At 70.6% G+C, this 20,288-nt stretch carries 19 protein-coding genes; 17 read left to right on the top strand and 2 right to left on the bottom strand.

The features are described from left to right. Positions 1 to 267 precede the first annotated feature (267 nt). From ACFZBB_RS27925 to ACFZBB_RS27850, 16 genes are all read left to right on the top strand, one after another. Entirely contained in the window at positions 268 to 1,257 is a 990-nt protein-coding gene (locus ACFZBB_RS27925) for an urea transporter (protein WP_391127818.1), read from the top strand. Positions 1,258 to 1,363: 106 nt separating this feature from the next. Next, positions 1,364 to 1,669: an urease subunit gamma gene (locus ACFZBB_RS27920; protein ID WP_355349727.1), complete on the top strand. Its 306-nt coding sequence runs from the start codon at positions 1,364 to 1,366 to the stop codon at positions 1,667 to 1,669. Beyond that, positions 1,666 to 2,502, top strand: a complete 837-nt coding sequence (locus tag ACFZBB_RS27915) for a sirohydrochlorin chelatase (RefSeq protein WP_391127815.1) — start codon at positions 1,666 to 1,668, stop codon at positions 2,500 to 2,502. Before ACFZBB_RS27920 ends, ACFZBB_RS27915 begins: the two co-directional genes overlap by 4 nt. A gap of 43 nt (positions 2,503 to 2,545) precedes the next feature. Continuing rightward, a complete protein-coding gene (locus tag ACFZBB_RS27910) occupies positions 2,546 to 3,010 on the top strand; it encodes an urease subunit beta (RefSeq protein ID WP_391127813.1) in 465 nt (154 codons plus the stop codon). Further along, on the top strand, positions 3,010 to 4,734 hold the full coding sequence (ureC, locus tag ACFZBB_RS27905; RefSeq protein WP_355349718.1) for an urease subunit alpha: 1,725 nt from the start codon (positions 3,010 to 3,012) through the stop codon (positions 4,732 to 4,734). The genes ACFZBB_RS27910 and ureC overlap by 1 nt, the downstream gene beginning before the upstream one ends. Before the next feature lie 74 nt (positions 4,735 to 4,808). Further along, positions 4,809 to 5,507, top strand: coding sequence for an urease accessory UreF family protein (locus ACFZBB_RS27900; RefSeq protein ID WP_391128053.1), 699 nt, complete (start codon positions 4,809 to 4,811; stop codon positions 5,505 to 5,507). Between the two features lie 81 nt (positions 5,508 to 5,588). Next, positions 5,589 to 6,218, top strand: coding sequence for an urease accessory protein UreG (ureG, locus tag ACFZBB_RS27895; RefSeq protein ID WP_355349715.1), 630 nt, complete (start codon positions 5,589 to 5,591; stop codon positions 6,216 to 6,218). Beyond that, complete coding sequence (locus tag ACFZBB_RS27890; protein WP_391127809.1) at positions 6,215 to 7,279, top strand: urease accessory protein UreD; 1,065 nt, start codon at positions 6,215 to 6,217, stop codon at positions 7,277 to 7,279. The genes ureG and ACFZBB_RS27890 overlap by 4 nt, the downstream gene beginning before the upstream one ends. A 79-nt stretch (positions 7,280 to 7,358) precedes the next feature. Then, positions 7,359 to 8,714 (top strand): ammonium transporter, encoded by a 1,356-nt coding sequence (locus ACFZBB_RS27885; protein ID WP_391127807.1) that lies wholly within the window; start codon positions 7,359 to 7,361, stop codon positions 8,712 to 8,714. Positions 8,715 to 8,793: 79 nt separating this feature from the next. After that, the gene (locus tag ACFZBB_RS27880) at positions 8,794 to 10,125 is read left to right on the top strand and encodes an ammonium transporter (protein ID WP_391127804.1); all 1,332 of its coding nucleotides are present in this window, start codon (positions 8,794 to 8,796) and stop codon (positions 10,123 to 10,125) included. A gap of 247 nt (positions 10,126 to 10,372) precedes the next feature. Next, entirely contained in the window at positions 10,373 to 11,320 is a 948-nt protein-coding gene (locus ACFZBB_RS27875) for a transporter substrate-binding domain-containing protein (RefSeq protein ID WP_391127801.1), read from the top strand. Continuing rightward, the gene (locus ACFZBB_RS27870) at positions 11,317 to 12,297 is read left to right on the top strand and encodes an ABC transporter permease subunit (RefSeq protein WP_391127798.1); all 981 of its coding nucleotides are present in this window, start codon (positions 11,317 to 11,319) and stop codon (positions 12,295 to 12,297) included. Before ACFZBB_RS27875 ends, ACFZBB_RS27870 begins: the two co-directional genes overlap by 4 nt. 22 nt (positions 12,298 to 12,319) lie before the next feature. Beyond that, the gene (locus ACFZBB_RS27865) at positions 12,320 to 13,072 is read left to right on the top strand and encodes an ATP-binding cassette domain-containing protein (RefSeq protein ID WP_391128050.1); all 753 of its coding nucleotides are present in this window, start codon (positions 12,320 to 12,322) and stop codon (positions 13,070 to 13,072) included. 61 nt (positions 13,073 to 13,133) lie between these two features. After that, positions 13,134 to 13,625, top strand: coding sequence for a hypothetical protein (locus ACFZBB_RS27860; RefSeq protein ID WP_391127795.1), 492 nt, complete (start codon positions 13,134 to 13,136; stop codon positions 13,623 to 13,625). A gap of 54 nt (positions 13,626 to 13,679) precedes the next feature. Continuing rightward, entirely contained in the window at positions 13,680 to 14,102 is a 423-nt protein-coding gene (locus tag ACFZBB_RS27855) for a cyclophilin-like fold protein (RefSeq protein ID WP_188280045.1), read from the top strand. Positions 14,103 to 14,155: 53 nt separating this feature from the next. Beyond that, positions 14,156 to 15,133, top strand: a complete 978-nt coding sequence (locus tag ACFZBB_RS27850) for a MurR/RpiR family transcriptional regulator (protein ID WP_391127792.1) — start codon at positions 14,156 to 14,158, stop codon at positions 15,131 to 15,133. Between the two features lie 87 nt (positions 15,134 to 15,220). On the opposite strand, the gene ACFZBB_RS27845 is transcribed toward ACFZBB_RS27850, so the two are convergent. Next, entirely contained in the window at positions 15,221 to 15,427 is a 207-nt protein-coding gene (locus ACFZBB_RS27845; RefSeq protein WP_188280047.1) for a cold-shock protein, read from the bottom strand. 307 nt (positions 15,428 to 15,734) lie between these two features. Between ACFZBB_RS27845 and ACFZBB_RS27840 the strand changes: the two genes are divergently transcribed. Continuing rightward, positions 15,735 to 18,056 (top strand): FUSC family protein, encoded by a 2,322-nt coding sequence (locus ACFZBB_RS27840; RefSeq protein WP_391127789.1) that lies wholly within the window; start codon positions 15,735 to 15,737, stop codon positions 18,054 to 18,056. An 85-nt stretch (positions 18,057 to 18,141) separates the two neighbouring features. Here ACFZBB_RS27840 and ACFZBB_RS27835 read toward each other — a convergent pair whose 3' ends face one another. After that, a complete protein-coding gene (locus ACFZBB_RS27835) occupies positions 18,142 to 20,016 on the bottom strand; it encodes an arabinofuranosidase catalytic domain-containing protein (RefSeq protein ID WP_391127786.1) in 1,875 nt (624 codons plus the stop codon). Between the last annotated feature and the right edge of the window lie 272 nt (positions 20,017 to 20,288).

Raw genomic sequence — 20,288 nt, 5'->3', positions numbered from 1 at the left:
GAAGGTGCGAGCGGAACGGCAACTGGCGTCCTGTGGGCGGAAATTGCGCGCCCCCGGTCAGCGGACACGTCATCACACAAGTCGCCGAATGGGTGAAGGCGCCATCATGTCGGCGCCGGGCGCGGCTCCGGCGCTGCTAGCTTCCGTGATGTTGGTCTGATTGCACCGATTCGTCCATTTGTAGACGGATCTGTGCTGATCGGTTGTCCGGATGCACGGCGCACGGGGTCGCACCTGGCCGTTCTGACCGAAGGCGTGGAAATCTGCATGTCCGACAAGGCCGGACCGGGCGGTGGCAGCGGCGGCGGGGCGCTGGGACGTCTGGAGAACCGCCCTCCGCTGGCGTTCGGGACGGAGGTGCTGCGCGGCATCGCGCAGGTGGACTTCATGCCGAGCGCGCTGTGCGGGGCGGTGTTCCTCGCGGCGCTGTTCGTCTCGGGCTGGCAGCACGGGGTGTACGGGCTGCTGGGCGCGGCGGTCGCCACCGCGACGGCCCACGTGCTGGGCATCGAGCACGCGTTGGTCGGCGCGGGGCTGCGGGGGTTCAACGGCTGTCTGGTCGGCACCGGCTTCTCGGTCTTCCTCGGCCCCGGCCACTGGTCGACGTTCCTGCTCGCCGTCTTCGCCTCCAGCCTGGTGGTCGTCGTGACGACGGCGCTGGCGATCATGCTGGGGACCTGGGACGTACCGACGTTCACCATTCCGTTCTGCCTGGTCACCACCGTCATGACCGTCGGGGCGCCGGGATTCGAGAAGGCGTGGCATCAGGGGCACAGCCTCGCAGCCCTGCCCGCGACCGCGAGCGGCCGGACCGCGCTGACGTGGGATCAGACCTGGCACGCCTTCCTCTCCAGCTTCGGCCAGATCTTCTTCATGTCCCAGTGGTACGTCGGCCTGATGTTCCTCATCGGCATCGCGCTGGCCAACCGGCTGGCGGCGGCGATGGCGTGTGTGGGAAGCGCGACCGCGCTGGCCGTCGCGGTCCTGCTCGGCGCACCTGCGGCCGAGGTCGGCCAGGGGCTGCTGGGGTACAACGCGGTCCTGGTGGCGATGGCGCTGTGCGGGGTGTTCGTCGCGCCCGGCCCCTGGAGCCTGGTCTACGCCATCGGCGGCGCGGGGGTGGCGACGGTGGTGACCTCCGCCCTCGACAACATCGTCGCGCCTTTCGGCGGACACGCCCTCACCTGGCCGTTCGTGCTGACCGCCGTGGTCTTCGTCGCCGCCGTCCCCTCGATCCCGCGCCTGCGCCGCACGTGACAGCCCGCATGTGATCACCCTCAGGCGACCTCCCGCCCCCTGTCCGTACCCCTGAAGCCGAAGAGCCCAACCGAAGAGCCGAAGAGCCCAAGAAGAGAGTGAACGGATGAACCTCGCCCCTCGCGAAGTCGACAAGCTCCTCATCTACGTGGTGGCCGATCTGGCCCGCAAGCGCCGTGACCGCGGTGTGAAGCTGAATTACAGCGAGGCATGCGCGCTGATCAGCGAGGCCATCCTGGAGGCCGCGCGCGACGGGCGCTCCGTCGCGGAGTGCATGGAGCTGGGCAAGCAGGTCGTCGCCGCCGGTGACGTGATGCCGGGCGTACGCGACATGCTGCCGCTGCTCCAGGTGGAGGCCGGATTCGTCGACGGCACCAAGCTGGTGTCCTGTCACGACCCGGTCGGGGCATGACGGCGCCGAGCCCCGTCACGGTGCGCACCCCGGCCGCCGCCGCGAGCGTGGTGCTCGTCGGCGGGCACGAGAGCGCCGCCGCCCGCGACCTCGCGCCGTGGGCCGGGAGCGGCACCGGGGACACGTACACCGTGGTCCCGGCCGGGGCGCCGCTCACCCAAGCGGTCGCCCGCCTGCTCGCCGAGCGCGACGCACCGGTCTGCGTGATCCCCATGACGCTGGGCCGCGACCGCGCGCTGGTCGCCGAGGCGGCGCGGTCGCTGCGCTGGGCACAGGAGGGCGGCGGCAGCGGACGTACGGTGCTGAGCGCGCCCTTCGGCACCCAGGACCACCTGGTCGGCTGGCTGCGCGCCGCCGCGGGCCGGGGCGCGGGAGAGGCTACCGCCGTCCTGGTCACCGCGCCCGCCGCCGACCCGTTCGCCGACGCCGATCTGTTCCGGGTGGCCCGGCTGGTGCGCCAGTACGGCGGCCACCGCTGGGTCGAGGTCGCCTTCACCGACGGCGACCCCGATGTGCCGCAGGGCGTGGAGCGCTGCCGACGGCTCGGCGCCGAGGACGTGCTGCTGCTGTCTGCCGGGTTCGGGCCGCCCACCACGTCGTCCCCGCCGGTCGCGGGCGCGGTCGACGGCGGCCCGCTGCTGAGCCGGGCGGCCGTCGAGGGGGTCGTCGCGGCCCGCCGCACCGAGGCCCTGCACCGGCTGGCGCACGGCGACGACGGCGTCGCCGCGGGCCTGGACGCCGACCACGGCCACGGCTTCGCCCACACGCACGCCGACGTCTCCGCACCAGGTGCGCACACCCACAGCCACCCGCACGCCCATCTCCCGCACTGAACCGACCGGTTGCCGCCGTTCCCGCGAGAAAGAGAGACCAGCCATGCCGAATTACTTGTACGGCGATGATCCCGTCGAGATCAACGCCGGCCGCGCCACGGCCACGGTCACCGTGTCGAACACCGGTGACCGCGGGGTCCAGGTCGGCTCGCACTACCACTTCTTCGAGGCCAACCGGGCCCTGGAGTTCGACCGCGAGGCCGCGTACGGAATGCACCTGGACATCCCTGCGGGCACCTCGGTGCGCTTCGAGCCCGGCGATTCACGGGAGGTGACGCTGACCGCATTCGGCGGCCACCGGCGGCTGGTCGGCTTCAGCGGGCTCGTCAACGGCGGCCTGAACTCGGCCACCACCCGGATCGCCGCCGAAGCCCGCGCCGTCGCCCTGGGGTTCAAGGGCGCGACGGGGGACAGCGCCGGCGGCGCGGGCAAGGGCGCCGCCGACGGCGCCGCGAAGAACGACAAGGGCGCGAAGAGCGCGAAGAACAAGACGAAGGGTGACCGGTGATGGCGACGCTCCCGCGCAAGCAGTACACGGACCTGTACGGCCCGACCGTCGGCGACCGTTTCCACCTCGCCGACACCAACCTCGTCGTCGAGGTCGAGAAGGACTTCAACGAGGGCCTCTACGGCGACGAGGCCGTCTACGGCGGCGGCAAGAGCATCCGTGACGGCATGGCCCAGGACCCGCAGGCCACCGCCGCCCAGGGCGCGTTGGACCTGGTCATCACCAACGTGGTCGTGCTGGACCCGGTGCTGGGCGTGGTCAAGGGCGACATCGGCGTCAAGGACGGCTTCATCGCGGCGGTCGGCAAGTCCGGCAACCCGCACACCCAGAACGGCGTCCACCCTCTGCTGACCATCGGTCCCGGCACCGAGGTCATCTCCGGCGAGCACCTGATCGCGACGGCCGGCGGCATCGACACGCACATCCACTTCGTCTCCCCGCAGCAGGCCGAGGCGGCGCTGAGCAACGGGATCACCACGCTGGTGGGCGGCGGCACCGGACCCACCGACGGCACCAACGGCACGACCTGCACACCGGGCCCGTGGAACATCGGCCGGATGTACCAGGCGGCCGAGGATCTGCCGGTCAACATCGGGCTGTTGGGCAAGGGCAACGGCTCGCAGCCCGACGCGCTGGTGGAGCAGGTCGAGGCCGGGGTGTGCGGTCTGAAGGTGCACGAGGACTGGGGCACCACCCCGGCCGTGATCGACACCGCGCTACGGGTCGCCGACGAGTACGACGTGCAAGTGGCCATCCACACCGACTCGTTCAACGAGTCCGGGTTCTTCGAGGACACCCTGTCCGCGATCGACGGCCGTACGATCCACACCTTCCACACCGAGGGCGCCGGCGGCGGTCACGCCCCGGACATCATGCGGATCGCCGGTGAGCCCAACGTCCTGCCGTCGTCCACCAACCCGACCCTGCCGTACACGGTGAACTCGGTGGACGAGCTGCTGGACATGGTGATGGTCTGCCATCACCTCAGCCACGACATCCCCGAGGACGTGTCCGTCGCCGACTCGCGGGTCAGGGCGGAGACGATCGCGGCCGAGACGGTGCTGCACGACGAGGGCGTCATCTCCATCTTCTCCTCCGACTCCCAGGCAATGGGCCGGGTCGGCGAGTCCTTCACCCGCGCCTTCCAGACCGCACATCACTGCAAGGACCAGCGCGGCAAGCTCGACGGCGACAGCGAGCGCAACGACAATCTGCGCGTGCTGCGCTACCTCGCGAAGATGACGATCAACCCGGCCATCGCGGCGGGCATGGCCGAGCACATCGGGTCGCTGGAGGCGGGCAAGCTCGCGGACATCGTGCTGTGGCCGATCAACGCCTTCGCGGCCAAGCCGAAGATGGTCATCAAGGGCGGCCTGGTCAACTGGGCCCAGATGGGCGACCCCAACTCCTCGCTGCCCACCCCCCAACCGGTGTACTACCGGCCGATGTTCGGCGCGAAGGGCCGCGCCAAGCAGGCCACCCGGGTCTCGTTCATGTCCCAGGCGGGCATCGCGGGCGGTGTCCCGGAGCGACTCGGCCTGGAGAGCAGGATTCTGCCCGTACGGCACTGCCGCTCGGTGGGCAAGCAGCACATGGTCCGCAACAACTCCCTGCCGAAGATCACCGTCGACCCCGAGACGTACAAGGTGACGCTGGACGGAGTCCCCACGACCATCGACCCCGCCCGCGAACTGCCGCTCACCCAACTGTTCTTCCTGGCATGACGTCTTCGAACGACGCGCACGGCTCGGACGACGCCCACACCCCGGCCGCCCCGCACGCTCCGGCCGATTCCGTCATGGGGCGGTCGGGGCGGCTGGGGGCGCTGCTGGTCAGCCTCCAGCTGACCGACTCGGCCTTCCCCAGCGGCTTCTACACCCTCTCGCACAGCCTGGAGGGCTTCGCCCAGGCCAAGGCCGTGACGGCGGCCGAGGTGCCGGGGCTGCTCGCCGGCCTGCTGCGCCACGGGATCGGTCCCTGCGACGCCACCGCCCTGGTGCTCACGCACCGGGCGGTGTGCGCGGGGGACTGGGACCTGGTCGCGCGGGTCGACCAGCGGTTGCACGCGGCCAAGCTCAACCGCGAGATGCGGGTGGCCTCCACCCGCGTCGGGCGCCAACTCCTCGACATCGCGGGCACCGTGATCGGCGGACCCGTCCTGGAGCGCTACGCGGCGCTCGTGGCGGGCGGCGGGGCGCCGGGCTCGCAGGCGGCGGTCGCGGGCGCGGTGTACGCCGCCGCCGGGGTGGACGCGGAACAGGCGGTGACCGGCGACCTGTTCGCGCTCTCCGTCAGCTTCGTCGGCGCGGCGCTCCGGCTGCGGCTGACCGACCACGTCCGGGCCCAGGTCGTCCTGCGGGCGACGGCGCCCGTGATCGAGGAGGTCGTCGGGCGGGCCCTCACCGCGGAGCTGGCCGACCTCGGCGGCTGCGTACCGATGGCGGACGTCATGTCGGGCCGCCACGAACGCGCGCAGGCACGGCTGTTCATGACCTGACGCCCCGTCATGTCCTGACTCCGGCCGCACGGCCGGACCCCCACCACGACACACACATTCAGCGACGGAAGGCAGCACCCCATGCACAACGAACGCCACGTCCTGCGCGTCGGCATCGCGGGCCCGGTGGGATCGGGCAAGACGGCGCTGATCGAGGCCCTGGTGCCGATCCTCACCAGCCGCGGGCACCGGCCCGCCGTCGTCACCAACGACATCTACACCCAGGAGGACGCCCAGCACGTCCGGCGGACCCTGGAAGGCGTGCTCGACCCCGAGCGTGTGGTGGGCGTCGAGACCGGGGCGTGCCCCCACACGGCGGTGCGCGACGACCCGACGATGAATCTGGCGGCGGGCGCGGAACTGCTTGACCGTTTCCCCGACGTGGACACGCTGCTCTTCGAGTCCGGCGGCGACAACCTCACCCTGACCTTCAGCCCGGTCCTGGTCGACCTCTTCCTGTTCGTGCTGGACACCGCCGAGGGCGAGAAGATGCCCCGCAAGCGCGGTCCCGGCATCACCGAGTCGGACCTGCTGGTCATCAACAAGATCGACATCGCCCAGTACGTGCGGTGCGACCTGTCGGTGATGGAGGCCGACGCGCACCGGGTACGCGACGGCGCGCCGGTCATCCTCACCAACTGCCTGAGCGGGCAGGGTCTTGAGGAGATCGCCACCTTCCTGGAGACGTACCGCAAGGTCGCCGCCGTATGAGCCTCACCGGCACCGCTCGTGCCCGGGCGCCGCGGCAAGCGCCGTCGCCGGCCGTACGAGTGGCCGAACCGGACGGGCCCGAGCACCCGGTGCGTACGAAGGGCTCCGACGACCGGGCCGCCGCGCCGCCGCGCCCCGCCCGGCTGGACCCGGCGCACTACGAACCCGCGCGCGTCCCCCGGGAGGTCCGCCGGCACGCGGCCGTGCCCGACACCCTGCCGGTCGGTCACGCGGGCAAGGTCGGGCTGCTGGAGCTGACCTTCGAGCGCCGCGCCGAACGGACGGAACTGACCGGCCACTTCCAGAAGACCCCGCTCCAGATCATGCGCCCCCTCTACTACGACCCGGCCAGGCCCGACCTGCCCATCACACAGGTGATGTCGACCGGCGGCGGCATCCTGCAAGGCGACCGGCTCCGTATCGACGTCACCTGCGGACCGGGCGCGGCCACCCACCTCACCACGCAGACGGCCACCAGGGTCCACCGCATGGAGTTCGACTACGCGACCCAGCAGGTCGCCATCGACGCCGGGGCCGACTCCTACGTCGAGTACCTGCCGGACCCGACGATCCCCTACGCCGGGGCCCGTTACTACCAGCGCACCACCGTCACCGCCGACGCCACCGCGACCGTCCTGGCCGCGGAGACGCTCTACGCGGGCCGCCTGGCGCGCGACGAGCGCCACGCCTACGAGGTCTTCGCCTCCGACGTCGAGATCCGGCGCCCCGACGGCGCGCTCCTCGCCGTGGACGCCATGCGGCTCGAACCCCGCGCTGCCCCGGTGACCGGCCTGGCCGTCCTCGGCGGCCACGACATCGTGTCCACCTTCTACGTCGTCACCGCGCGCGCACCGGCCGCGGCCGTCGCCGACACCCTGCACGAGGCCCTCGCCGACAGCCCGGCGCTCTTCGGCGTGAGCGTGCTGCCCGGCGACAGCGGGGCCTGGCTGCGGCTGCTCACCGACGACCCGCGGACCGCCGCGAGCGCGCTGCGTCTCGCGTGGGACGGCGTACGCAGGCTGCTGATCGGCGTACCCGCGCCCGCGATGCGCAAGCCCTGACCCCCGCACGCCCAGCCGACGACGACAACGGCGCCGACCTCGACCGAACGCCGTACGTTCACAGGAGTTTCCCTTGCTCATGGCCGCCACCGCCAACACGGGCGACACCGCCTGGCTCCTGGCGAGCACCGCGATGGTGCTGCTGATGACACCCGGCCTGGCCTTCTTCTACGGCGGCATGGTCCGCACCCAGCACGTGCTGGTGATGCTCAAGATGAGCTTCGTCTGCCTGGCCCTGGTGACCGTGCTGTGGCTGGCGGTCGGCTACACCCTCGCCTTCGGTCCCGACCTCGGCGCGGGCCTGCTCGGCAACCTCGACCACGCCTTCCTGCGCGGCGTCACCATGACCGACCTGCACGGCAGCGTCCCCACGCTGCTGTTCTCCTGCTTCCAGATGTCGTTCGCCATCATCACCGTCGCGCTGATCAGCGGTTCCATCGCGGGCCGCGCCACCATGCGCGGCTGGCTGGTCTTCGTGGCCGCCTGGACCCTGCTGGTCTACGTACCGCTGGCGCACTGGGTGTTCGCCCCCGACGGCTGGGTGTCCGCGCATCTGAAGGCGCTGGACTTCGCGGGCGGTCTCGTCGTCGAACTCAACTCCGGCGCGGCGGGCCTGGCCGCGGCCGTCGTGCTGCGCAAGCGCAAGGACTTCGAGCGCCGGCCGGTGCGCCCGCACAATCTGCCGCTGGTCGTGATCGGCCTGGCCCTGCTGTGGTTCGGCTGGTTCGGCTTCAACGCGGGATCCGCGCTGCATGTGGAGGGCGCGGCGCCCACCGCCTTCCTCAACACCCAACTCGCCGCCTGCGCGGCCATGATCGGCTGGCCGCTGATCGAGAAGTGGCGGCTGGGCAGCGTGGACATGCTCGGTGTCACCTCCGCGGCCGTCGCGGGCATGGTCGCCATCACACCGTCCTGCGGTGAGGTGTCGCCGCTGGGCGCGGTGTGCATCGGCTTCGCCGCGGGGGTGGTGTGCGCCTTCGCCATCAACCTCAAGTTCAAGATCGGCGTGGACGACACCCTGGACGTGGTCGGCGTGCACGGCTGGGGCGGCATCGTCGGCACGGTGTCCATCGGCCTGTTCGCGACCTCCGCGATGAGCGGACGCGAGGGCCTGTTCTACGGCGGCGGTTTCGATCTGCTCTGGCGCCAGATCGTCGCCGTGCTGGCCTGCGGCTCGTTCTCCTTCGTCGTCACCTGGCTCATCGCCCAGGCCGTCAACCGCACGGTCGGCTTCCGTACCAAGGTGGAGTACGAGGACGTGCCGGGCCGGGACGAGGAGATCGCGTACGACAACGCGACGCTGGACGAGGTCAGGGCCCGGCTGGACGAGCCGCGCCACCCGGAGCGGGTGGGCGCCCCGGCGGCCCCGGACGACGACATGGCCCGCGTCAACAGGATCCTCGACGTCCTGGAACAACGCGAGCGCGACCGATGACCGCGCCCGCGTACCCATCCGCAGCCGTACTCGTACCCGAATCAGCGGCCACGCCCGGCCGTCCGTGTGAGGACCCGTCATGAACCAGCACTTCGACTCCGGCAACACCGCCTGGCTGATGATGGCCACGGCCATGGTCCTGCTGATGGCCCCGGGACTCGCCTTCTTCTACGGCGGCATGGTCAGGACCAGTCAGATCATCGCCATGCTCAAGATGTGCTTCGCCTGTGTCGCCGTCGTCACGCTGATCTGGTGGGCGGTCGGCTACTCGCTCGCCTTCGGCCCCGACGCCGAGGGGCTGGGCATGATCGGCACCCTCGACCACGCCTTCCTGCGCGGCATCTCCCTCAACAGTGCGACCGGTGACGTGCCCACCGTGATCCACTCCGTCTTCCACATGAGCTTCGCCATCGTCACCGTGGCCCTGATCAGCGGATCGGTGGCCGGGCGCGCCACGATGCGCGGCTGGACGGCCTTCGTCTGCGCCTGGACGCTGCTGGTGTACGTGCCCATGGCGCACTGGGTGTTCGACAGCGACGGCTGGGTCGCCAAGGAGGTCGGCGCCGTCGACTTCTCCGGCGGCACCGTGGTCGAACTCAGCTCGGGCGCCGCGGGTCTCGCCCTGGCCATCGTCGCGGGCAAGCGCGAGGACTTCGAGCGTCAGCCGATCCGTCCGCACAATCTGCCGCTGGTCGTGATCGGCCTGGCCCTGATGTGGTTCGGCTGGTTCGGCTTCAACGCCGGTTCCTATCTGAACGGGCCCGCCAGCACCACCATGGCCTTCGTGAACACCCAGTTCGCGGCGGGCGCGGCCATGATCGGCTGGGCTGTGACCAGCTACTGGCACAACCGGCGCGTCACCCTGCTCGACATCTCCATGGGCGCGGTCACCGGCCTGGTGTCCATGACGCCGCTGGCCGCCGGGGTCAGCCCGGTATGGGCCACCGTCATCGGCTTCCTCGCCGGGCTGACCTGCGCCTTCGCGGTGAGCTGGAAGTACCGGCTCGGCGTGGACGACACCCTGGACGTCGTCGGCATCCACGGCTGGGGCGGCCTGTTCGGCATGGTGATGGCCGGCCTGGCCGCGACCGGCGCCGTCACCGGCAAGAAGGGCCTGTTCTACGGCGGCTCGTGGGGGCTGCTCGGCGACCAGCTCGTCGCCGTCCTCGTCCTGGGGCTGTTCTCCTTCACCATGACCGCCGTCATCGGCAAGGTCGTCGACAAGACCGTCGGGCTGCGCCAGCCCGGCGGCATCGTGGAGCACGAGCAGGCGTACGACACGGATGTCGCCAGCCAACTCCAGGACGTCACCGACGCGTTGCGCGGTCCCGCCGCGCCGACGGACGACAACGACCCCAGTCATCTCATCGCCCAACTGCGCACTCTGCTCGCCTCCCACGAGCGGAACTGACCTTCGTACGGGCCGCCGCGCAGGGGGCCGGATCGGGCACGGCAGGCGATTGCCGACATGTTACCTCGCTGTGAATAGAAAAATTCATCTTCCCGAGGCATTGCATTGGATGCGTCACAAACTTACGTTGCATAGGTCGATTCACGGCGGCCACGTAATGACGCGACCGTGCGCAAAGGGGCCTGGGTGGCGGGTGAGGGGACCGTGATCCGGGAGCCCGAGGTGGGAGGAAGAGATGGATCGTTCGGTGAGAGTCCTCGTGTCCGTCACGGCCGCGCTGCTGGGGGTGGTGACGGTCGCGGCATGCGGCGACGGCGGTGGACCGGCCGCGAACGCCGGCCCGACCGGGAGCGGCAGCGCCTCCGCGGCGGCGTCCGCGAGCGGTGACCCCGCGCTCAACGCGCTGCTGCCCGCGGCGATCAGGAAGTCCGGCGTCGTCAAACTGGCCACCGACGCCGAGTACCCGCCGTGCGAGAGCGTCGAGGGCGGCAGCAAGACGATGGTCGGGTACGAGCCCGACCTGTGGAACGCCATGGCCGCCAAGCTCGGCATCCGGGTGGACGCCACGTCGATCACCTTCGACAGCCTCATACCGGGTGTCCAGAGCGGCCGTTACGACATGGCCATGGAGTGCATATCGGACAACACCGAGCGCGAGAAGCAGGTCACCTTCGTCGACAACGCGTACGCGACCGGCGCCGTCTACACGCTGGAGTCCAACACCAAGGTCACCGCCGACCCGCTGTCGCTGTGCGGTCTCAGCACGGGAACCCAGCAGGGCCTCGACCTCGCCGAGCAGATCGACACCACGTTCAACCCGCACTGTACGAAGGCCGGTAAGCCGGCCATCTCCGTGCACAAGTTCCCGACCGCCAACGCGGCGCTGCTGGCGCTCTATTCGGGCCGCGTGGACTTCGTCCTCAACGACTACGCGGCGGCCGACGCCCTCAAGAAGGCCGCGCCGAAGCCGATCCGCATGGTCACCAATCCGCTGCTCCAGAAGTACTACAACGGCATGATCTTCAAGAAGGACGCCACGCAGTTGCAGCAGGCGTTCCTCGGCGCCCTCAAGGCGCTGATCGCCAGCGGTGAATACGCCACGATCATGAAGAAGTGGGACCTGGACGACCTTCAGTTGACGGAGCCGGGCGTCAACCTGGCGGCCAGCAACCCGATTCCGACCCCGACGCCATGACCGCCCCCGCCGCCGCGCGGGTCGCCTCCGCCGAGAACGCCGTGCTGAGCGCGGACGAAGTGGCCGGACTGCCGGTACGCCGCCCGGCCCGCCCGCTGCGATGGGTGACCGCCGCAGTGGTCCTGCTGCTGCTCGCGGTGGCCGCGGACACCCTGGTGGAGAACGGCAACTTCGCCTGGTCGGTGGTCGGCCACTACCTGTTCGACTCCTCGATCCTGCGGGGCCTGGTCACCACCCTGTGGCTGACCGCGCTCTCCATGGTGATCGGGATCGTGCTGGGCGCGGTGCTGGCGTTGATGCGGATGTCGGCCAACCCCTTCACCTCCGGGGTGAGCCACCTCTACATCTGGTTCTTCCGCGGCACACCGGTGCTGGTGCAGTTGGTGTTCTGGTACAACCTGGCGGCGCTGTTCCCCGAGCTGTCGATCGGAGTGCCGTTCGGCGGGCCGGTGTTCGCCTCCGGCTCCTCGACCGCGCTGATCACCCCGTACTCCGCCGCGCTGCTCGGCCTCGGGCTCAACGAGGCCGCGTACATGGCGGAGATCGTCCGGGCCGGTGTGCGGTCGGTGGACGAGGGGCAGTTGGAGGCGGCCCGGGCACTGGCCATGAGCGCGGCCCAGACCCACCGCAAGATCCTGCTGCCGCAGGCGATGCGGGTGATCATCCCGCCGACCGGCAACGAGTTCATCGGCATGCTGAAGACGACCTCGCTGGTCAGCGTGATCTCGCTGTCCGACCTTCTGTACTCGGCGCAGTCGATCTACGCGCACAACTTCCGGACGATCCCGCTGCTGATCGTGGTCAGCCTCTGGTACCTGCTGTTCACGAGCGTGCTCTCGGTCGCGCAGAGCTTCCTGGAACGCCGCTTCGACCGCGCACAGTCGGTGCGGCCGAGGTCGCCGTGGCCGAAGCGGCAGCGGTCGAGGCCGCTTTCGACGAAGGCGCAGGAGACAGAGGAGCTGCCCGATGAGCGGTGAAGTCAAGGACGGGCGGCGGCTGATGGTCGACGCCCGCGGCGTACGCAAGTCCTTCGGACACGTCGAGGTGCTCCAAGGCGTCGACCTGACCGTCGCCAAGGGCGAGGTGGCGTGTCTCATCGGCCCGTCGGGCTCCGGCAAGTCGACGTTCCTGCGGTGCGTCAACCGGCTGGAGACCATCGACGCGGGCGCCATCGTGGTCGACGGCCGGCTGATGGGTCACCACGTCGCCGGTGACCACCTGGTGGAGCTGCGCGAACGGCAGGTGACCCGCAACCGGACCGAGATCGGCATGGTCTTCCAGCGGTTCAACCTCTTCTCGCACATGACCGCGCTCGACAACGTCACCACCGCGCCGCGCACCGTACGCGGGCTGTCCCGCGACCGGGCCCGCGCCGAGGCGATGGAGCTGCTGGAGCGGGTCGGTCTGGCCGACCGCGCGCACCACTACCCGGCGCAGTTGTCCGGCGGGCAGCAGCAGCGCGTCGCCATCGCCCGCGCCCTGGCCATGCGGCCCAAGCTGATGCTCTTCGACGAGCCGACCAGCGCGCTCGACCCCGAACTGGTCGGTGAGGTGCTCGCGGTCATGCGGGACCTGGCCGAGTCCGGCATGACGATGATCGTCGTCACCCACGAGATCGCCTTCGCGCGCGAGATCGGCTCGTTCGTCACCTTCCTCGACCAGGGCGTCGTGGTCGAACACGGCACACCCGCCGAGGTGTTGGACCACACCCGGCACGCCCGCACCCGTGAGTTCCTCGACGCCGTGCTCTGAACTCCCGCCCGAGGACCGCCTCCTCCCGACCACCCCGCTCACCCCGGACGAAAGGACCCCCATGTCAACCGTCGACATCGACGCCCTCATCAACGAACTGGACGCCGAACGCGAGGCGATCTGGTTCACCGTCCCGGAGGAGGTCGCCGCGCTCGGCCGCGGCGAGGTGCCGCGTGGCACCGGGGCGCGCGGGCAGTACCTGAGCACCCTGATGTTCGCCGAGGGCGAGGCCCGCACGCTCGCCGACGAGATGCTCTGGGGACTGCTCCAGGTCGCCGAGTCCGACACCGCCGACCTCGGCACGCTCCAGGCGGTCATCGCCGAGATCATCGGCTACAAGGCGGACTTCTTCGACTTCGTCGGGCTGCCGCACGCCGCGGCGCTGATCCACCGCTATGTGGCGGGCGCCTGCGCGGTCGAATCCCTGGCCGATCTGCGGCGGCTGACGGCGGCGGCAATCTCGTACGCCAACCGCCTGCACATGTGCGTGGACGCGGTCTACCCGTGGGCGCTGGGCAACGCCTTCCCGCGCAAGGACCGCGCCGCGGTCTGAGCCCCGACCGGCAGTCAACGTCACATTCCCTGAAGAGAGTTCGGAGAGGTCATCATGCAACTGCGGTTCACGGTAGGCGGCGAACAGGTCTGCCTGATCGATGTCTGGGAGGACAAGGTGCCGCGTCTGGCCGCCGTCCTGCGCGAGAAGCTGCCCATGAAGAGCACGCTCCAGCACGGCAAGCTGATAGGCGACATGGTCTTCTTCTCGCTGCCGATCGTCGCGCCCTGGGAGAACATGTACCGCACCGAGCAGGTCGGCCGGATGCGGCGCGAGGAGAAGGGCGAGGCCACCGGCGCCGTCTGCTTCTACAGCCCGCGGCAGCAGTTCTGCATCGTCTACGGTGACGACACCGCCGACGAGCCGCTTAAGATCTCCTACATCGGAGAGGTCGTCGAAGGGGCGCTCCAGATGCGCCTGGTCGGTCTGGAGACGTGGCTGCGCCAGGGCGCGCTGGTGGAGCTCTCGCTCGCGTGACGCGGGCAGGAGGGCGCCCGACCGCGCGTGGCGCACAGGAGAGGGGTTGGCGGATGCCGGTCAGCGGGCCCGCGGACGGCCGTACGGACACGGCGGAGCCGGGACCGGACCGCACGGACTCCGAGCCCGCCGGCGGCACCGACCCCGCGGGTTCGGGCGGCGGCGCGGCCATACCGGCCGCACTGGACTCGCTGTTCGTGGCGCAGCTCCAGTCCGGCCGGCTGACGCCCGCGCAGCGGCGGATCGCCCGCTACATCTGCGACCACGGGCCCTCGGTCGCCTTCCTGTCCAGCGGCGAGCTGGCCGCGCGGGCCGGGGTCAGCCAGGCCTCGGTCATCCGCTTCGCGACGGCGGTCGGGTACTCCGGCTACGGCGCGATGATCGAGGCGATCCGCGAGATCGTCCTCGCTCCCCGCCCCGCCCGCGCGGTCGGCGGCGCCGACCCCGCGCTGAACCGTATGCAGCTCGCCGTCGAGCACAGCATCGACAGCCTGCGCTACCTGCGCGATCACCTCGCCGACCTCGCGCCGCTCCAGGAGGCGGCCCGGCTGCTGGCGGACTCCGCGCCGATGCCGGTCTGCGGATTTCGCGGCTCGGTGCCGATGGCCTCGTGGTTCTCGTTCTTCGCCTCGAAGATCCACCCCAACGTCATGGCGCTGTGGGGGAGCGACAGTCACATGCTGGAGAAGGTCACACAGGCGCGGCTGGCCGGGGCGTCCGCGCTGTTCGCCATCGTCATGCCGCGCTACCCGACGCAGGCGCTGCTCACGCTGGAGGCGGCGCGGCGGTCCGGCCTGAAGGTGGTCCTGCTCGCGGACTCGACCCTCACCCCGCTGGCCTCCTACGCCGACGTGCTGCTGCCCGCGCCGGTCAATCCGCACTTCGTCTTCGACTCCCAGATCGCCCCCGTCCAGATGGCCGCCGCCCTGCTGGAACTGCTCGCGGACGTCCACCCCGAGCGGACCCAGCAGCGCCTCGACGCGCTGGAGGAACTGGCCGCGGACCACGACTTCTTCCTGCCGGAGGACTGAGGCGGTCGGACCGAGGGGGTCGCCCGCAAACGGACGGGTCCGGGCCCGCCATGACGGCGGACCCGGACCCGGAGGACCGTGTACGGCTCAGCCCGCGCGGACGATGTTCTCCGCCTGCGGACCCTTCTGGCCCTGGGTGACGTCGAAGGTGACGGGCTCGCCTTCGGTCAGCTCCCGGTATCCGTTGCCCTGGATGTTGGAGTAATGGGCGAAGACATCGGGGCCTCCGCCTTCCTGGGCGATGAACCCGAAGCCCTTCTCGGAGTTGAACCACTTCACCGTGCCGTTGGCCATGCGTGTGAGTCCTCTGCGTCTGTGGTCTGCACCGGTCGCGGAACCTGGTGGATCCGCGGCCTGTGGATGCCCGCCTACGGGCACCCGCAGCCGTACGTACCCCATCGCGGCGCGCCGCATGCACGCCGATCGCGCGGATGACCGCGGAGGGCGAACATGCGCCGCGCCGCGGCCGGAAACCGGCCCTTGAGCGACCCGTCATCCGGAGCAACACTGACCCGTCAGGGGGTGGGCGGTCGCACCGGCCGGGCACGCTCGTGGGATGCTGGGGCGGGATCCGACCTTGACGAGGGAACGCGGCGGCACGATGAGAACGGCACGGAGGATCCGCCACAGGGTCTGGGACCGCTACTCGGCCTCCGACCCCGGCCTGCTGCGGCTGATGGCGGGACTGCGGACGGTCGGCTCGATCGGTCTCGCCCTGCTGATCCTGTCCCTGCTGCACATCTCCGTGACCCATATGGTCGCGGGCGCCATGGCCGCCATGGTCTCCACCTTCGCCATCCGCGAGAAGCGGGTACGCGACCAGGCCGTCACCCTCGCCCTCGGGCTGCCCACCGCGTTCGCCTCGGTGTCGCTCGGCGCACTGCTCAACCCGCACATCGTCATCGGCGACCTCGCCTTCATCCTGCTGATCTTCGGCGCCGCCTACGCCCGCCGCTTCGGCGAACGCGGCACCGCGCTCGGCATGATCGGCTTCCAGATCTACTTCCTCTCCTTGTTCGTCCACGCCACCGGCGCCGGCCTGCCGTCGCTCTACCTCTCGCTGGCCGTCGCCTTCGCGTGCAGCGCCGTCATGCGCTTCGCGCTCGTCCCCGAGACCCCGGAACGCACCCTGGGGCGGCTGCGCCAGGCGTTCCGGGCCAGAACCGCCCAACTCGTCGCCACCCAGATCGACCTCCTCGAAGCCGACTCCGACCGGCTGGAGAGCGTCATCGGCGACCTGCGCAAGGACGTCGCCCGGCTGCACGAGGCCGCCCTGATGATCCAGAGCGCACTGGAGGTGGGCACCGACGACGAGGCCACCGCCGCCCTGCTGCAACGCCGGGTCGCGGACGCCGAGATCGCCGTCGAACGCCTCGGCCTGCTGCTGCTCACCGCCCGCAGCGCCGAACGCGCCGACACCCTGACGCTCCACCTGCCGAACGCGCCGCTGCCCGCACCCGCGCGCCGCACCGACGACGAGGACGACGCGCTGCGCAAGCTGCGCGCCGAGCTGCGGGCGCTGCACCTGCTGGTGACCCGGCTCGGCACCGACGACCCCGGCACCGCCGTCACCCAGGTGCGCAACCGCCTGCTGGCCTACCGCGACGACGAGAATCTGCCGCGCGCCTCGCTCGCCGTCCAGGACGCCTTCCGCGGCATCGGTGAGGCCGCGCGCGCCGTCCTCGGCCTGCGGCTGGCGCTCGACGGGCCGGGCGACGAGTCCGACGACACACCCGAGACGATCCGCTCCCGCGAGGAGTTCGAGGCCGAGGACCTGGCGCTGGCGGGGGAGGGCGAGAGCGAGCAGGACCGTACCGGCCTGGGGCGCCGCACGACCCGCGCCGCAGTCCAGGTCTCCGCGGGGTCCGCGCTGGCCATCCTCGGCGGCGAGTTCCTGTCCACGCAGCGCTGGTACTGGGCGGTCCTGACCTGCTGGGTGGTCTTCCTCAACACCTCCTCGACCGGCGAGATCCTGGTCAAGGGCTACCGGCGGCTGATCGGCACGGTGTGCGGCGTGGTGGCCGGTGTGCTGCTCGCCGGGGCCGTCGGCAACCACACCTGGACGGCGTTCACCCTCGTCCTCGTGCTGATCTTCGCGATGTTCTTCACCGCCCCGGTGTCGTACGCGCTGATGTCGTTCTTCGTCACCGCGATGCTCGGCCTGCTCTACAGCCTGCTGCACACGTACAGCGTCTCGGTGCTCGTACTGCGCATCGAGGAGACCGCGCTCGGCGCCGCCTGCGGGGTCATCGCGGCCGTGCTGATCTTCCCGGTCCACACCGATCTGCGCACCGACGAGCAACTGGTCACCGTCCTGGCCAAGCTCCGCGACGTGGCCACCGCCGCCGTCGCCCAGCTCAGCGGCGGCCCCGCCGTCGACCTGCTGGACATGGCCCGCGAACTGGACACCGCGCTGGACGACCTGCGCCGCTCCACGCACCCGCTGACCCACCCGATCACCCCGCTGCGGGGCCGCAGGCGCACCGCCCGCTATCTGGTCGCCCTGCTGGAGACCTGCGCCTACCACGCGCGCTCGCTCGCGGCGACCGCCGAACTGGTCCCGTACAGCAGGAGCATCGCCGCCGATCCCCGGCTGACGGCCGTCGGCGTACGTCTGGAGCACAACCTCGACGTGCTCATCGCCCATGTGGAGGAGATCAAGGACGACAAGGGCGGGAAGGGCAGGGCCAAGGACGGTACGACGGTCACGGGCGGGACGGCGGAGGGCGCGATCCGGACCGAGCCCAGCATCGCCTCCATGCTGGAGGGCTCCGGCTCCGCCGTACCGCGCTCGGGCTCCGTCACCTTCCGCGTGCTGCGCCACCTCCAGCGGCTGGACGAGGGCGTGGCGGGCCTGGCCCGGCCGCTCGGCGTCACGGTCGCGACGTCGGGCGGCAGGACCGGCAGCCGCCGGGCGGCCTGAATCCGTCGCGCGTGAGCCTTGGCGCCGAGGGCCCGGTGGTACGGGGCTCGCGCTCCCGCGCCACCGGGCCTCGGCGGCGCCGCGGTCAGTTCAGGGCGAACTTCTGGGCGGCCGTGCCGTTGCAGTCGTGGATCCGCAGGCGGGTGCCGTTGGCCGTGGCGCCGTCCGGGGAGTCCAGGCAGCGCCCGGACTGCGGATTGAGCAGCGATCCGTCGGACCGCTGGACCCACACCTGGCCGCCCACCGCGGTGTCGCAGTCGTACAGCTCCACCAACGAGTCCTGCGCGGTGGCGTTGCCCGCGATGTCGAGGCAGCGGCCGAGCGTGGTGAGCCGGTTCGTGGACGTGTGCACCCAGTGCTGGTCGCGGGCGTAGGACTGGCAGTCCCACAACTGCGCCGCGGACAGATTGCCGCCGATGTCGTCGCCCGTGATGTCCAGGCACTTCGCGCCGGGCCCGGCGATCATCGATCCGCCGTTGACGGTGAAGACCTGCGCGGCCGTGCCGTTGCAGTCGTGGATCTGGAGGCGGGTGCCGTTGGCGGTCGCACCGTCGGTGGCGTCCAGGCAGCGGCCGGACTGCGGGTTGAACAGCGAGCCGTCGGCCCGCTGCACCCACTTCTGCCCGCCGACCCCGTTGCAGTCCCAGAGTTCGACCTGCGTGTTGTTCGCGGTGCCGTTGCCGTTGATGTCCATGCAGCGGCCCAGCGTCCGCAGCGAACTGTCGGGCTCGTGCACCCAGTGCTGATCGGCGGCGCCGCTCTGGCAGTCCCAGAGCTGGACGGCGGCGCCCTTGCTCGCGACGTCGTCACCGGTCACGTCCACGCACTTCCCGCCGGGCGCGGCGACCGTCGCCGGAGCGACCCCGGCCGTGTCGCCCACGTAGCCGGCCGCCACGACGTTCGCCTGTACCGCGTTGTCCGCCGCGTCGGTGGGATAGCCGGAGGTCATGACGCCCTCGAAGAACGACCCCACCGCGCGGTTGCTGTTGTCGCCGCCGGTGCCGAGCACGATGGAGCCCTCCTGCCGCATCGGCGCGTAGCCCGGTGGCAGCGCGCCGTTCCACCAGGTCGTGAGCCCGCCGGACTGCGAATTCCCGCCCTTCAGAGCGAAGGACGTCTGGCCGTTGTTCTTCAGCACGGCCGTGACGAAGGGGCTCGAATTGCCGCCGTTGACGCTGTGGGCGTTGGTGTCCGCCTGGAAGATGCCGTTCTCCAGGTCGGCCTGCACCCAGGGCCCGTCGCCGGAACAGGGGCTGCACGCGCGGGCCAACGACATGTTGAGCGCGTCCATGTGACCGGCGCCCGTGTCGTTCGGGATCGCCTCGACATTGCCGAAGTCGAAACAGCAGTCGCGGTTGACATGGGTACCGCTGGTCACCATGTACATCCCCTCCGCCTGCCCGTTGACCGCGACACCCGAACCGACGGCATGGCGGTACCCGACGCCCGGCGGCACATAGACGCCGTAGACGGAGTGCCCCGCCACCGTGACGTGCAGCGCGTTCGCCAGGGCGCCGACATCGGCGGCCCCGGCGGTGCCCGAACCCTCGACGGTCAGATCGTTGTGGCGCGGCGACTGGTCGTAGATCTTGGTGATGACGCACACCGCGCCGTTGCAGAAGGAGTTCTGCGCACCGGCGTTCGCGTAGCCGCCGGTCTCGGTCGGCCCGATGTCGAGGGCGGCATTGTCCCGCACGCGGGTGACCTGGTAGAGGCCGCCGTTGTACGAGCCGTACAGCGCCCTGACCGTACTGAAGGCGCCCACGCAGGGGGTGCCCGCGTTGCCGTAGATGTCGCACGGCTGGTTCGCGGCGGCGTGCGCGGGACCGGTGACGCCGACCAGCAGGCCGAGGGTCAGGGTCAAGGTCGCGCCCAGGGCGAGCAGGACGCCGCGTAAGCGTCTCAACAGGTGGCGTGCGGATGGTGGGTGGTCGCGAACGGTCGTCGTCGAAGCGGTCATCGTCGACCTTTCTCCGTGGGGGGATGGCACGGAACACGGTGAGAGATGCGAACTGCTCATACGATTCAGCGACTTCGAAGCTAGAGGCGTCCCGTAGTGCCCGTCAACTCTCTGACCCTGCGGTCATACGCCCGGACAATCTTGTCCCGAAGGCTTGACGAGCGGTTCGGCGTCACCTAGCGTCCGAGGCGCTGAATCGTTAGAGCAACCCTTGGCGCACCACATTCGGCCGGTATCTTCCCGACGGTGGTTGCCTGCTTCAGGCGGTGGCT

The organism is Streptomyces sp. NPDC008139 (genome assembly GCF_042957025.1).
GTDB lineage: Bacteria > Actinomycetota > Actinomycetes > Streptomycetales > Streptomycetaceae > Actinacidiphila.
The sequence above is the reverse complement of the archived record's forward strand: the minus strand, read 5'-3'. Positions and strand labels throughout refer to the sequence as shown.